The sequence below is a fragment of the Jiella soli genome, assembly GCF_020615385.1.
Taxonomy (GTDB): Bacteria; Pseudomonadota; Alphaproteobacteria; order Rhizobiales; family Rhizobiaceae; genus VKMB-3413.
In genome coordinates this window covers 93,971-107,959 of the sequence record NZ_JAJAVB010000032.1, presented here as the reverse complement: position 1 = coordinate 107,959, position 13,989 = coordinate 93,971, and the positions used below count along the sequence as shown (strand labels likewise).

Below are 13,989 nucleotides of genomic sequence, written 5' to 3'. Positions count from 1 at the left end.
CGGCCCCGGCGGCCGGTCGGGCCCGGCCTGCGCACGATGCTGAAATCCTTCTGTCCCGCAATTGCGGCAGGGACATGAAGCATTGCGCGGAAAACTTGAGCGAAACCTTGCTTATGTCGGCGTCCGGCGCAAACCGGTGCGGCTTCGGATGTCATCCGGCATCCACGGAGCGGGAGGCGTCCTTCCCGCGGAAGAACGTCACCACCGCTTCGGCGATCGCATTCGCCATCTTCTTGCGCCAGGAATCGTCCTTCAGGAGCGTCTCGTCGTCCGGGTTCGACAGGAACCCACATTCGACGAGGACTGAAGGCACATCCGGCGCCTTGAGCACCACGAAAGAGGCGGACCGTTTCGGATTCTTGATGAGGTCGATCTTGTCACGCGACAGGTCGGTGACGAGCGAGGTCGCGAAATGCTCCGAGAAGCTCACCGTCTCGCGCCGCGTCAGGTCGAGCAGGATGTCGAAGACGTCGGGCTCGCTCTGCTGCCATTCCGGTCCGGCGAACCGATCGGCGGCGTTTTCCGACGCAGCGATCTGGCGCGACAGCTCGTCCGAGGCCCGATCGGAGAGCGTATAGACGGTGGCGCCGCGCAAATCGTTGTAGCGAATCGAATCGGCATGCACGGAGATGAAGAGGTCGGCATGTTCCTTGCGGGCAATCGCCGAGCGCTCGTCGAGCGGAATGAAAGTGTCGCCGTCGCGGGTCAGCACGACCTTCACGCCGGGAAATTCCGAGAGGGACTCGCGGATCGCACGCGCCATGGCGAGATTGATGTCCTTTTCGAAGGTTCCGGACGGCGACACCGCGCCATTGTCCTCGCCGCCATGGCCGGGATCGACGACGATCACCAGCTGCCGCGTCCGGGACTGCGCCACGGCCGGACGCTCGCCCTTTGCCGGAGCCGCCGCATCGGCAGCGGCCTTTGCCGCATCAGCGCCCGTCCGGCGGGTCACCACAGTCGAGCGCTCATCGGGGCCGACCGACAGGGTGACGATCTCCCCCGCATCGGTCCGGCTTTGTTCGAGCCGGCCGGTTCCGGGCGATTTCAGCCGGAAGATGACGCGATAGCGGTCCTTCGCGACGAGGCCGTGCCGGATCGTCTCCACAATCGGATTGTCGCGCGCCGGCGCAATCGTGATGGCCGGGACCGTGCCGACGAAATCGACGGCGATGCGATCGGGATTGTGCAAATGCAGAAGCCGGACCTTCGTCTCGCCGTTCAGCGTGAAGCGCGCCCGAAGCCCGTCCTCCGTCGGCGTCTGCTCGAAGGCGGTGATCACCCTCTCCTCCCCGGCCGCCGAAGGACTGGCAGAAGAGACCAGCACCGCCAGCGCAAGGCACAGGCAGATCGCGGCTATTCGCGATGACGCAGCGGCAGCGCACGAGACGGCACGGCCAAGTGTGGCAGATGCATTGATCATAGGGTTCGAAAGCGGCTCGAGCTCGTTTCCTTCCGGCACGCCCAATTCCCCAATCGTGACGAGACGATGACGGCATGACCCGGCCGACCCGCATCCCGATGCCCCTCATCCTGTTGGACCGCCAGCTGACCAGAATCCGCGGCGCCCCATTCTCCGCCGAGCGAATCACGTTCGCCCGCTACAGCGCTTCCGCATCCATCCTGGCACGCTCAGATCGGCTATCTCATGGCGAAGCTTGCGCGAATCTGGCCATGCCGTCGCGTCCAGACGGCCTGGATGGCATTACTCTTGTTTCTTAGTCGCACACGTCATAAAAGCGAAAGTGAGGTTTGAAGCGACGTGGAGACCGCGTCGTCGCCGAGACGAGAGCCATGCTACCGGGATCGCGAGACTTCGCGAGGGCGGTAGTGGCGCAGTGATCCCAGCGACACGAAGGCCCGTTTTCGAATCTCTTGGAAGATTCCCATCGACGCTGGAGCATGCTCCAGCCGAATTTCCAACGATGCGGATGCACCCCGCGGCAAGCGGCAGGAAATCCGCGCGTTTCATCGGTCGCCTCAGCGGCCATCAGTTGTTGCAGGTCGTGATTTTGCTGCCACTCGCCGCTGTCTGCCCGATATCCCCCCGCTTAACGCCGCGGGCTGGATGGTCGTCGCACAGCGGCAGCAGTCGGTTGTGCGACACGACCCATTCGGGCTCGCGCCCGGCCGTCGACCGTCAGGCTTTGGAATGCCGTCGGTGCACCGCACGCGCGAGCGCCGGGGAGTTCCTTCATGGCAAACAAAATGCTGATCGACGCGTCCCACCCGGAAGAGACGCGCGTCGTCGTCGTCCGCGGTAGCCGGATCGAAGAATTCGATTTCGAATCAGAGCACAAGAAACAACTCAAGGGAAATATCTATCTGGCGAAGGTGACGCGGGTTGAGCCGTCACTGCAGGCCGCCTTCGTCGAGTATGGCGGCAACCGCCACGGCTTCCTCGCCTTCAGCGAGATCCATCCCGACTACTACCAGATCCCGAAGGCCGACCGCGAAGCGCTGATCGCCGAGGAGCTGGCACGGGCGGAAGAGGATGACGAGCCGGAGGAGCCGCGGGCTCGCTCGTCTCGCAGCCGCAAGCCGGCCCGGGCCAAGGCCGCGGAACGCCGCGGCGGTGACGACCGGGTCTCAGAAGCGGTGGATGCCGACGAGGCAGGCCATGGAGCGACGGCCGATGCGGACGCCTGGCAGGAGGGCTCTTCCCAGGACGATGCACGGCATGGCGATGCAGGCACCAGCGACGAGGCAAGCGAAGGTGCCGACGCGAGCGGTGTCTTTGAGGCTTCGGCCGTTACCGAGCTTGGCGATGAGCGGCCCGAGTCGCATGCGGACGCGGACGCGTTCGCCCGCTCCGAGGCATCCGCGGATAGCGACGCCGGCACGAGCTTCCGCCGTTCCGACGAGGCTGACACCGAGAGCCACTCCTCGGAGGATGCCGACGACGACTCCGCCGAGGACGAGGACTCGCGTGACAGCGAGACTTCGGACGAGAACGGAGGCCGCAACCGCCGCGGCCGGCGGGGACGACGTCCGCGCGGTCGCTCGCGTTCGGACGACGATGATGCAAATGGCGATGACAATGGCGACGAGGCCGAGGAGATCGACGATCTCGGCTCCGAGGACGCCATGGAGGAAGTGCCGGTTCGCCAGGCGCGCATGCGCAAGCAGTACAAGATCCAGGAAGTCATCAAGCGCCGGCAGATCCTCCTGGTCCAGGTCGTCAAGGAGGAGCGCGGCAACAAGGGCGCGGCGCTGACCACCTATCTGTCGCTCGCAGGCCGCTACTCGGTGCTGATGCCCAACACGGCGCGCGGCGGCGGCATCTCCCGCAAGATCACCAATGCGGCCGACCGCAAGCGACTGAAGGATGTCGTGCGCGACCTCGACGTGCCGCGCGGCATGGGCATCATCCTGCGCACGGCCGGTGCCAACCGCACCAAGGCCGAGGTTAAGCGGGACTACGAATATCTGATGCGGCTGTGGGAGACGGTGCGAAACGTCACCCTCTCCTCGATCGCCCCTGCCCTCGTCTACGAGGAAGGCAGCCTGATCAAGCGGTCGATACGCGATCTCTACAACAAGGATATCGACCAGATCCTCGTCGCCGGCGAAGGCGGTTACCGTGAAGCGAAAGACTTCATGCGGATGCTGATGCCGAGCCAGGCCAAGGTCGTGCAGCCCTATCGCGATCCGACGCCGATCTTCGCCCGGCAGGGCATCGAATCGCAGCTCGACAAGATGCTGCAGCCGCATGTGACGCTGAAGTCCGGCGGCTACATCATCATCAACCAGACCGAGGCGCTGGTCGCGATCGACGTCAATTCGGGCCGCTCGACGCGGGAGCACTCGATCGAGGACACCGCCTACCAGACCAATCTCGAAGCGGCCGAGGAGGTCGCCCGTCAGCTGCGCCTGCGCGATCTCGCCGGCCTCATCGTCGTCGACTTCATCGACATGGACGAGAAGCGCAACAACCGTGCCGTCGAGAAGAGGCTGAAGGACTGCCTGAAGAGCGATCGCGCCCGCATCCAGGTCGGCAAGATCTCGCATTTCGGCCTGCTGGAAATGAGCCGGCAGCGGATCCGCGCCAGCGTGCTCGAATCCACCATGCAGGCCTGCCCGATCTGCGAGGGCGCCGGGCTGATCCGCTCCTCCTCGTCGCTGGCGCTGCATGTCCTGCGGACGATCGAGGAGCACCTGCAGAAGCACGCCACGCACGATCTGATCGTGAAGGTGCCGACCGCGACCGCGCTGTACGTCCTCAACGAGAAGCGTAAGCGGATCGACGAACTGGAGCATCACTACGGTCTGAAGATCGTCATCGAGGCCGACGAGAGCGCCGGCCACCAGAGCATTGCGATCGAACGCGGCGCCGAGGCGCTGAAGCCGATCGCTCATTCCGAGGTCGTGCATCCCGAATCGGTCGTCGCGATGGACGAAGCCGATGCCGCCGCCGACGAGGCGGCGGAAGCGCTGACCGACGACGAGACGCAGAGCGTCGAGACCGCCGACGAGAGCGAGCGCGACACGGATGACGGCGGCAAGCGCCGCCGCCGCCGCAGGCGGCGCCGCGGTGGCGCGAACGGTTCGGCCGATGCGAGCGAAGCCTCAGACGGTGCTTCGGACAACGAGGATGAAGACGAGGACGAGGATGACGCCGGAGATTCCGGGTCGGACACCCGCGAAGCGCAGGACGACGATGGCGGCCGCAACCGCAAGCGCCGCCGCCGCGGTCGCCGCGGCGGTCGGCGCCATCGCGAGGGTGACGGGGACACGCGCGGCGGTGAGCAGCCCGCGCAGGCCGCCTCCCGCGAAGTGGAGACCGGCGGCGAGAGCCACGCTTCCAACAACGAGAATGGCGAAGTCGTCGTGACCGAGATCCCGGACATGTCGGAGGACCGGCCGAGCGAAGCCGCTCCGGCAATTGCGAGTGAGCCCGCCGAGGCTGACACCGCCATTGCCGCCGAAGCCAGCGAGGCCCCGGCCTTGCAGGCGGAGCCGGCAGTGACGGAAGAGCCGGTGGCGGCACAGCCCGTGGAGACGCAGCCGGCATTCATGTCTGAGACGCCCGCAGAGGCCGAGCCGGCCGCGGCCGTGATCGAGGACCAGGCAGCGGCGCCCTCCGGCGAGGCGGCCGATCAGGCGGCCAACGACGATCAGCCGGCCGATGAGGCTCCGGCCGCCGCGGCCGCGATGCCGAAGGAGCCCGTCGTCACCTCTTCGATCGCGGGCGATGAGGAAGAGGCTCCCCAGAAGCCGCGCCGCACCGGGTGGTGGGCCCGTCGCAGCTTCTTCTGATCTTCGGCAAGACGAAATGCGACATTGGACGGGCGGCCATCTGGCCGCCCGAACTCGTTCTGGCGCAGCAATTCCATTGCGCGAAACAGATTGTAATGCGGCGTGATTGCGAGGCGGGAAGCGAGTTTCCGGTGAACGACACGGCCGAAGCCCTCGTTGGTCTCCCATGACGAAGCCGAATGCGGCCGGACGCGAAGTCGACGCGCCGGCAGGTCGGCTGAAACGAACCAAGGGAGATATCAACGATATGCTTCACAACGCGACCAAGATCCTGATCGCCTCGACGGCGACCCTTGCCCTCAGCGCAACAGCCGCTTCCGCTCAGACGAGCGGCATGGACGATCAGCAGGACCGGACCACGGCGAGCACGACCAACGCGGCCTCCGGCATCGACGGGACCGCCCGGGCGATCTCCTTGCCGGACTGGCATCCGGACCTCACCGCTGCGAACTCCGTCAGCGTCGACAGCCTCATCGATCGTCCCGTCTATGGACCGACGGGTGACGAGATCGGCGATGTCGAGAACGTCCTGATCGGCGCCGACGGCAAGGCTCTTTCGATCATCGCCGAGGTGGGCGGCGTCTGGGACATCGGCGACACGCACGTCAGCATCCCCTGGGATGTCGCGAAGATCGACGCCGGACAGAACCGCGTGACCGTTCCCGTCACGGAGGACAATCTGGAGGATTATTCGCTGTTCGACCGGGATATGATCACCAAGCAGACGGCGAGCACCAATATTCAGAACGTCGACAGCGGATGGTTCGAGGATGCCGACACCGGGCCGCGCGTCTGGCGCGCGACGGAACTGGTCGACGATTATGTCCGCCTCAACGACCAGGGCGGCTGGACCAATTATGGCTATGTCGACGACATCCTGCTGAAGGATGGAATGGTCTCGGCCGTTGTCGTAAGGCCGGATAACGCCTTCGGCGCCAATGGTCGCTATGCTTATCCGTTCTATGGCTACGACTATGGCTGGAGCCCGGGTCTCGCCAATTACGACATGCCCTACAGCCGCAACGACATCGCCAACCGGGAGCCTCTCGACGGCTCGATGTTCGACGGCTGAGGCAGCGGTCGCCGCATCATCGCGCCTTCGGCCGGAAGGGGCTCCGGATACAAGACATGCCGGCGACGCTCACCGCGTTCGCCATCAAGGCCCGGGACAGTCGCGTCCCGGGCCTTCTTCTATCTTCAACAACGCCGCTTACCGATTGGATCTCGCGCCCAAAGCCTTGCGCAGGCGTGAAGCGGTCTGGTTGTTCCACTCCCCGCTCGAACGCAATTTCTCAGCTGGCGGGACTTTCCTCACCGCCTTTGGGTGAACCTCCGAATGCCACCGAGCGCCTCTTCGAGCGTTGCATAGTCGCAGGCATAGGAGAGACGGACGAAGGACTCGCCGCGAACGAGGTCGAAGTCGGTGCCTGGCGTGATGGCGACATGGGTCTCGTGCAGGACGCTGCGGGCGAACTCCGTCGAGCCGCCCCATCCTTCGGGAATGCCGGCATAGGCGTAGAAGGCGCCGTCGATCGGCGCAATATCGCGAAAGCCGAGTTCCGGAAGCCGCTGGATCAGAAGATCGCGGTTCCGGACATAGCCGTCGCGCACCCGGTCGAGTTCTTCCGCCGCGTCGAACACGGCCGTGGCCGCGACCTGCGAGATCTCCGGCGCCGAGATATAGAGGCTCTGGCCGATCCGCTCGGCCGCCCGCACCAGTTCCGGCGGCAGCACCAGCCAGCCGATCCGCCAGCCGGTCATGCAGTAGTATTTGGAGAAGGAATTGACGACGATCGGATGCTCGGAAAAAGCGAGCGCGCTCGCCTCTTCGCCGCCATAGGTGAGGCCATGATAGATCTCGTCGGAGATGAAGCGGATGCCTTGCGCGTCGGCATAGGTGACGAGCCGCGCAAGTTCCTCGGGAGGCGTCACGGTTCCCGTGGGGTTGGCAGGACTTGCGACCAGAACCCCGGTGACGGGCTTCTCCTCATGCGCCGACTGCAGATGCGCTGCGGTGAAGATGTAGTCGGTTTCCACGCCGACCGGGATCTCCACCGGCTCGAGCCCCAGCACCTTCAGGATGTTGCGATAGGCGGGATAGCCCGGCGAGGCGATCGCGATCCGATCGCCGGGGTCGAAGGCGGCGAGGAAGGCGAGGTTGAAGCCGGCGGAGGATCCCGTGGTCACCATGATCCTGCTCGCATCGACCGCCAGACCATGGCGTTCGAGGTAGTAGCGGGAGATTCGCTCACGAAGCTCCCGTCGCCCGAGCGCATCGGTATAGGCGACGCGGCCGTGGCCGAGCATGGCTCTGGCAGCGTCGATGGCAGCGTCGGGCGCCGGCGCCGCTGGCTGCCCGACGGCCAGCGAAAGCACCCGCTCCCCGGCGGCGATCATCCGGTTGGCTTCGGCCAGGACATCCATCGCGCGGAAGGGATCGACTTTGGATCTGAGCGACGGCGTCATCATCGGTGTACGTCCTTCCTGTTGCAGCCTCGCCGCGCCAACAATTCGCCGCTTTGGCGTGGCTGGGACGGGCTCCCGAGGAAAATTCGGCAGCCCTGTCGTCTCGTTCACCGGCATTCACGGATGCGCCGGGTCTCGTGATCGCGCAGCGGGCGCCTGTCGTGTTATCGAAAGGCGGATGCCTCGGCGCGACGTTTGACGGTACGGGGTCCGTGCCGACACTCGATCCGTCGATACCCGAACCAGCGCGAGCTTGAAATGAACCCGTGCGAAATTCGAAACCGGAAGACAGCATGATCCACCGACTTCGCAGCATCGCCGCGCATGGCGTCGCGATCCTGACGGCCGTCAGCCTCGCCCTCCTGCCGACGAGTGCGACAGCCGCACGCAGCGAGAAGGCGCACTTGCCAATCGTCCGTGATGCGGAGATCGAAGGCTTGGTCGCCGACTATGCCAGGCCGCTCCTCAAGGCCGCAGGCCTGTCGCGCTCGGGCATCGACATCGTTCTCGTCAACTCGCCGGACTTCAACGCCTTCGTCCTTGGCCGGCGGATCTTCGTCAACACGGGCGCCATCACCGCGACCGACACGCCGAACCAGTTGATCGGCATTCTCGCCCACGAGATCGGCCACCTCGCCGGCAACCACCAGCAGCGGCTGCGCGATCAGATCGAGCGCGCCCAGACGATCGCGATCGTGGCCGGTCTCCTCGGTGCCGGCATCGCCGCAGCCGGCGCCGCCTCGGGCACGCGCGGCGCCGCCCAGGCCGGAACCGGACTGATCGCCGGCGGGGCCGCAGCCGCCCATCGCGGACTTCTCAGCTACCAGCGCGGCGAGGAAGCGACCGCCGACCGCGCCGCGATCACCTATCTCGATCGCTCCGGCCAGTCCGGAAAGGGCCTCGTCCAGACCTTCGACATTCTGGCGCGCAACAATCTCTTCGCCAGTTCCCGGGCCGGCTCCTACCTCTCGTCGCACCCGATGCCGCAGGATCGCCGCGCGGCGATCGAGGAAGCGGCCAAGCGCAGCCCCTATTACGGGCGGACCGACCCGGCCGAACTCGTCGAGCGCCACAATCTCGCCCGTGCCAAGATCGCCGCCTACAATGGCGGGATGAGCGATGTGAGGCGCCTGTTCGCGCGGGATCCGCGCTCGATCGGCGCGCTCTACGGCGACGCGATCGCGACCTTCCTCGCCGGCTCGACCGCCTCCGCCCTCAGGAAGATCGACGCCCTGATCGCGTCGCGGCCGAAAAATCCCTGGTTCGAGGAAATGCGGGGAGAGATCCTTCTGGAGGCCGGTCGCGGATCGGAAGCGGCGGCCGCCTTCGGCAGGGCCGCCAAGCTCGATGGAAGCAATTCCGGCCTGCTGAAGGCCGAGATCGGCCAAGCGCTGGTCACCACCGGCGACCCGTCGCAGATGGAACGGGCGATCGACCTCATTCGCGCCGGCCTCCGCGTCGATCCCAGCAATTCCGTTGCCTACCGCTTCCTGGCGATGGCATATGGTCGCACCGGCGACATCGGCCGAGCCGAACTCGCGTCTGCCGAAGGCTACTGGCAGGCCGGCGCATTCCGCCAGGCCAAGATCTTCGCCGCCCGCGCCCAACAGAAGCTGAAGCCCGGCTCGCCGCCCTGGCGCCAGGCGCAAGACATCATCACCACCAAGATTCGCTGACGCCTGGAAGGACTTCGATTCTCATGCCCCGCACCGCTATTCTCGCCACGATCCTCGCCCTCGGCCTCACGGGCGCGGCGAGCGCCGCCGAGCCGGCCTTCGACGACGCTCAGACCAAGGCGATCGAAGGGATCGTCCACGACTATCTGCTGAAGCATCCGGAGGTGCTGGTCGAGACGCTGAACGCTCTCGAGGCCAAGCGGAACAGCGATCAGCTCACCGCCCAGACCGCCGCCATCAAGAGCAATGAATCGGAGATCTTCCAGACACCGAAGGGCACCGCCCTCGGCGACCCCACCGGCGACGTCACCGTCGTCGAGTTCTTCGACTACAATTGCGGCTACTGCAAGCACGCGCTTTCCGACATGGACGCCCTCCTGAAGGCCGACCCGAATCTGCGCTTCGTGCTCAAGGAAATCCCGGTGCTGGGGCCGCAGTCGGTCGAAGCGACGCGCGTCAGCCTGGCCTTCCGGGACCTGAAGCCGGAACTCTACGGCGAGTTTCACCGCAAGCTTCTCGGCTCGCGCGGCGTCGCCGACGAGAAGCGCGCGCTGTCGGTCGCCGAAGATCTCGGTGTGACGGAAGCCGAGCTCCGGCCGGTGATGGAGTCCAAGGACATCCAGGCGCAGATCGAAGCCGAGAGCGATCTCGCCAACAAGCTTCAGATCAGCGGAACGCCGACCTATGTCATCAACGACCGGGTGCTCGCGGGCGCCGTCGGGGCCGACAACCTGACCGCGGCCATCGCCAATGTCCGTAAATGCGGCAGCGCCAGCTGCTGACACCGCGGGATCGGTCGACCGCGTGCCGGTTCCGGATCGGATCCTGTGCCGGCGACCGCGTCGTCGATTTCGCAGGCTGCGAGCGGGCAGAATTCGCGGATCCGGATACCGGCTTTTCCGATTGCCGCTTTCCTCAGACGGGTTCCCGCCCTATAGCCGTCTGCGAAACTGCGGTCACGATATCGCGAGAGGCGGGACCGCATCGAGGCCCGGCTCCCCTCGGGCAACCACCAGGGCGACGGCCGGACGGTCGTGACCCGAAGGAAGGAGCCGAGGACGAAACCGAGCGGCTCAAGGAAGCATATGTCAGAAGAAGATCAGACCGTCGACCCGACGTTCGTCCGCGAACTTGCGTCGATTCTCAATGAAACCGACCTGACCGAGATCGAGATCGAGCGCGGCTCCCTCAGGGTGCGCGTCTCGCGGCAGAAGGAGATGGGCGGTTACCCGCCGGCGATGGCCTACATGCAGGCTCCGCAGCAATATCTCCCCGCCGGCCCTGCTCCCGCCCCGGGCCAGGCTCCCGCGCCCCAGCTCGCAGCGCCGACCGGTCCCGAGCCTGGAACCGTCCCCTCGCCCATGGTCGGTACCGTCTATCTTTCGCCGGCTCCCGGAGCCCGCTCCTTCGTCGAGGTCGGCCAAGAGGTCACCGAGGGCGAGACGCTCCTGATCATCGAGGCCATGAAGACGATGAACCAGATTCCGGCGCCGCGCTCCGGCAAGGTCGCCAGGATCTGCGTCGAGAATGCCCAACCCGTGGAATACGGCGAAGCGCTCGTCGTGATCGCGTAAGGGACGGAACATGTTCAAGAAGGTCCTGATCGCCAATCGCGGCGAGATCGCGCTTCGCGTCCTGCGCGCCTGCAAGGAACTCGGCATCTCGACCGTCGCGGTTCATTCCACGGCAGACAACGCGGCGATGCATGTGCGCCTTGCCGACGAAAGCGTGTGCATCGGCCCGCCGCCCTCGCGCGACAGCTATCTCAACATTCCGCAGATCGTCGCCGCCTGCGAGGTTTCGGGCGCGGATGCCGTGCACCCTGGCTACGGCTTCCTGTCGGAGAACGCCCGCTTCGCCGACATCCTCGATGCGCACGGCATCACCTTCATCGGTCCGACCGCCGATCACATCCGGATCATGGGCGACAAGATCGAGGCCAAGCGGACCGCCAAGCGGCTCGGCATCCCGGTGGTTCCGGGATCGGCCGGCGCCGTGACGGACGACGGCGAGGCGCTGAAGATCGCCGACGAGATCGGCTTCCCGGTTCTCGTCAAGGCATCGGCCGGCGGTGGCGGGCGCGGCATGAAGGTCGCCCGCTCGCGCGAGGAGCTTTCGTCGGCCCTGCAGGCCGCGCGTCAGGAGGCCGGCGCGGCCTTCGGGGACGACGCGGTCTACATCGAGAAATACCTCGAGAAACCGCGCCATATCGAGGTGCAGGTCTTCGGTGACGGGGCCGGCAACGCGATCCATCTCGGCGAGCGTGACTGCTCGCTCCAGCGCCGGCATCAGAAGGTCTGGGAGGAGGCGAGCTCGCCTGCCCTTTCGCAGGAGCAGCGCGCCCAGATCGGCAAGACCTGCGCCGAAGCCATGGCGGAGCTCAGTTACCGGGGCGCCGGCACGATCGAGTTTCTCTACGAGAACGGCGAGTTCTACTTCATCGAGATGAACACGCGGCTGCAGGTCGAGCATCCGGTGACCGAGGCGATCACTGGCCTCGACCTCGTCCACGAGCAGATCCGCGTCGCCTGCGGCCAGGGCCTGTCGACCACCCAGAGCGAGATCCAGTTCTCCGGCCATGCGATCGAGTGCCGCATCAATGCGGAGGATCCGCGGACCTTCGCGCCCTCGCCCGGCCAGATCACGCATTACCACACGCCGGGCGGCCTCGGCGTACGCGTCGATTCCGGCGTCTATCAGGGCTATTCGATCCCGCCCTTCTACGACAGCCTGATCGGCAAGCTCATCGTGCACGGACGCAACCGTTCCGAATGCATGATGCGCCTGCGCCGGGCGCTCGACGAGATCGTCATCGACGGGGTTAAGACGACGCTCCCGCTCTTCCGCGACCTCGTCGACAATGCCGATATCGCCGCTGGGCAGTACGACATCCACTGGCTGGAGCATTACCTGGCGGATTCGGCGAAGGCCTGAGACCATGGCCCGGGGTCGCCAGCGCTTCGAGATCACGCCGGCGGTCCTGCTCAAGGCCTATGCCTGCGGCATCTTTCCGATGGCGGAGGCGGTCGACGATCTCAGGATCTTCTGGGTCGACCCGACCGAGCGCGGCGTCCTCCCGCTCGACGCGCTCCACATGCCGCGCAGCCTCAGGAAGGCGATCCGGCGCCAACCCTACGACATCCGGGTCGACACCGCCTTCGCGGCGGTCGTCGATGGCTGTGCCGAGCCGGCGCCCGGCCGTCAGCAGACCTGGATCAACGCCCAGATCCGATCGCTCTACCTCTCGCTGTTCCGCGAGGGCTTCGCCCATTCCGTGGAGGCCTGGGAGGGCGACCGGCTGGTCGGCGGGCTCTATGGCGTGTCGCTCGGCGCGGCCTTCTTCGGCGAGAGCATGTTCTCGCGGCGCACCGACGCGTCCAAGATCGCCCTCGCCTTTCTCTGCGAGCGGCTCATGCGCGGCGGCTACCAGTTGCTCGATACCCAGTTCCTGACCAGCCATCTCGCCCGGTTCGGCGCGATCGAGATCCATCGCGACGAGTATCAGGCGCTCCTCGCGGAGGCGGTCGAAGCCGACGCGACCTTCTACCCTTCCGGTGCGGGAACGTCCGAATCGGTTTTGCAGCTCTTCAGCCAGACGTCGTAGACGGGGTGCTCGACGGCGTTGAGGCCGGGCGAATCTGCGAACATCCAGCCGGAGAAGATCCGCTGGATCTCGCGGTCGAGCGTGATCTCGTCGACCTGGACGAAGGCATCCGTCCGCTCCGCCGCGCCCTTGGGGCTGGTCATGCAGACCCGCGGCGTCACCTGCAGCGTACCGAACTGGACGGTCTCGTCGACGTAGACGTCGAATGTGGTGATGCGGCCGGTGATCTTGTCGAGGCCGGAAAACACGGCGACAGGGTTCTTCACCCGCTCCTGATCGGCGGCCGGCGCCGCATCCTGAGCGAGAGCCGGCTGCATCGCGCAGAGCCAGGTCAGCGCCATCAGCGAAGAGATCGAGAGCCGTTTCATCCGCATCGTGTATCCCGGTGATTCGCCTGCCCGCGCACCATACCGCGCGGACCCTCCGGGGCTAGCTGGCGAATGCGGCAGGGTTCGGTCCCGCGACGATCCCGTGCGAACCGTTTGTCGCCGGTGGATGGGCGAAGGCCGCTTTGCGGACGCTGCCGCCAGCCGGGTTCAGGGTGTCCAGGCGTCGTATTCGCCGGTGACGCGTGGCCGCTCCGCGCCGGGGCGCAGCAGCGAGCCGGCAGGGCGATAGGCCTTGGAGGTGCCGGTGTGGTTCGGCTCGAACGGCTTCTGCCAGTCGCGCGGCTTGTAGTCTTCCTCGCTCGGCGGCGTATCGACCCTGTGGTGCATCCAGCCATGCCAGCCGGTCGGAATCGCCGAGGCTTCGGCCGGGCCGTTGAAGGTCACCCAGCGCCGCGTGCCATCCGCATTGGTGTAGTAGACATTGCCGAACTCGTCCTCGCCGACACGCTTGCCCACGCGCCATGTGTAGAAGCGGGTTCCGATCGTCTGGCCCTGCCACCAGGTGAAGATCTCCAGGAGCCATTTCTTCATGAGGATACCGATCCGTCCGATTTCGCGCTCGTTATGCTGCGGCGGCGGGAAAATGTCCACCCGG

11 protein-coding genes are annotated in these 13,989 nt (G+C 66.0%); 7 read left to right on the top strand and 4 right to left on the bottom strand.

Features of this window, described 5'->3' with window-relative positions:
* Nucleotides 1-151: 151 nt before the first annotated feature.
* Nucleotides 152-1,282 (bottom strand): N-acetylmuramoyl-L-alanine amidase, encoded by a 1,131-nt coding sequence (locus LH400_RS20695; protein WP_229155190.1) that lies wholly within the window; start codon nt 1,280-1,282, stop codon nt 152-154.
* A gap of 914 nt (nt 1,283-2,196) precedes the next feature.
* Here LH400_RS20695 and LH400_RS20690 point away from each other — a divergent pair.
* Nucleotides 2,197-5,259, top strand: coding sequence for an Rne/Rng family ribonuclease (locus LH400_RS20690; RefSeq protein WP_229155189.1), 3,063 nt, complete (start codon nt 2,197-2,199; stop codon nt 5,257-5,259).
* Nucleotides 5,260-5,506: 247 nt separating this feature from the next.
* Complete coding sequence (locus LH400_RS20685; protein ID WP_229155188.1) at nt 5,507-6,331, top strand: PRC-barrel domain-containing protein; 825 nt, start codon at nt 5,507-5,509, stop codon at nt 6,329-6,331.
* A gap of 239 nt (nt 6,332-6,570) precedes the next feature.
* On the opposite strand, the gene LH400_RS20680 is transcribed toward LH400_RS20685, so the two are convergent.
* Entirely contained in the window at nt 6,571-7,728 is a 1,158-nt protein-coding gene (locus LH400_RS20680) for a pyridoxal phosphate-dependent aminotransferase (protein WP_229155187.1), read from the bottom strand.
* A gap of 290 nt (nt 7,729-8,018) precedes the next feature.
* Here LH400_RS20680 and LH400_RS20675 point away from each other — a divergent pair, with 290 nt between their 5' ends.
* From LH400_RS20675 to aat, 5 genes are all read left to right on the top strand, one after another.
* Complete coding sequence (locus LH400_RS20675) at nt 8,019-9,401, top strand: M48 family metalloprotease (RefSeq protein WP_229155185.1); 1,383 nt, start codon at nt 8,019-8,021, stop codon at nt 9,399-9,401.
* A 23-nt stretch (nt 9,402-9,424) separates the two neighbouring features.
* The gene (locus LH400_RS20670; protein ID WP_229155184.1) at nt 9,425-10,183 is read left to right on the top strand and encodes a DsbA family protein; all 759 of its coding nucleotides are present in this window, start codon (nt 9,425-9,427) and stop codon (nt 10,181-10,183) included.
* 303 nt (nt 10,184-10,486) lie between these two features.
* Entirely contained in the window at nt 10,487-10,975 is a 489-nt protein-coding gene (gene accB / locus LH400_RS20665) for an acetyl-CoA carboxylase biotin carboxyl carrier protein (RefSeq protein WP_229155182.1), read from the top strand.
* Between the two features lie 10 nt (nt 10,976-10,985).
* Complete coding sequence (gene accC, locus LH400_RS20660) at nt 10,986-12,335, top strand: acetyl-CoA carboxylase biotin carboxylase subunit (protein WP_229155181.1); 1,350 nt, start codon at nt 10,986-10,988, stop codon at nt 12,333-12,335.
* Between the two features lie 4 nt (nt 12,336-12,339).
* On the top strand, nt 12,340-13,005 hold the full coding sequence (aat, locus tag LH400_RS20655) for a leucyl/phenylalanyl-tRNA--protein transferase (RefSeq protein ID WP_229155180.1): 666 nt from the start codon (nt 12,340-12,342) through the stop codon (nt 13,003-13,005).
* Here the strand turns inward: aat and LH400_RS20650 are convergent.
* Both LH400_RS20650 and LH400_RS20645 read right to left on the bottom strand, forming a co-directional pair.
* Nucleotides 12,945-13,373 (bottom strand): DUF2155 domain-containing protein, encoded by a 429-nt coding sequence (locus LH400_RS20650; RefSeq protein WP_229155179.1) that lies wholly within the window; start codon nt 13,371-13,373, stop codon nt 12,945-12,947. The two genes, aat and LH400_RS20650, sit on opposite strands and share 61 nt — an antisense overlap.
* Before the next feature lie 168 nt (nt 13,374-13,541).
* Nucleotides 13,542-13,925 (bottom strand): NADH:ubiquinone oxidoreductase subunit NDUFA12, encoded by a 384-nt coding sequence (locus LH400_RS20645; protein ID WP_229155178.1) that lies wholly within the window; start codon nt 13,923-13,925, stop codon nt 13,542-13,544.
* Nucleotides 13,926-13,989: the final 64 nt, after the last annotated feature.

Excerpts from the sequence above, each read along its gene's own strand:
- LH400_RS20690 (WP_229155189.1), top strand. The coding sequence starts at position 2,197 with ATGGCAAACAAAATGCTGATCGACGCGTCCCACCCGGAAGAGACGCGC.
- LH400_RS20645 (WP_229155178.1), bottom strand. The coding sequence starts at position 13,925 with ATGAAGAAATGGCTCCTGGAGATCTTCACCTGGTGGCAGGGCCAGACG.
- LH400_RS20650 (WP_229155179.1), bottom strand. The coding sequence starts at position 13,373 with ATGAAACGGCTCTCGATCTCTTCGCTGATGGCGCTGACCTGGCTCTGC.
- LH400_RS20675 (WP_229155185.1), top strand. The coding sequence starts at position 8,019 with ATGATCCACCGACTTCGCAGCATCGCCGCGCATGGCGTCGCGATCCTG.
- LH400_RS20670 (WP_229155184.1), top strand. The coding sequence starts at position 9,425 with ATGCCCCGCACCGCTATTCTCGCCACGATCCTCGCCCTCGGCCTCACG.
- LH400_RS20680 (WP_229155187.1), bottom strand. The coding sequence starts at position 7,728 with ATGATGACGCCGTCGCTCAGATCCAAAGTCGATCCCTTCCGCGCGATG.
- accC (WP_229155181.1), top strand. The coding sequence starts at position 10,986 with ATGTTCAAGAAGGTCCTGATCGCCAATCGCGGCGAGATCGCGCTTCGC.
- aat (WP_229155180.1), top strand. The coding sequence starts at position 12,340 with ATGGCCCGGGGTCGCCAGCGCTTCGAGATCACGCCGGCGGTCCTGCTC.
- LH400_RS20685 (WP_229155188.1), top strand. The coding sequence starts at position 5,507 with ATGCTTCACAACGCGACCAAGATCCTGATCGCCTCGACGGCGACCCTT.
- accB (WP_229155182.1), top strand. The coding sequence starts at position 10,487 with ATGTCAGAAGAAGATCAGACCGTCGACCCGACGTTCGTCCGCGAACTT.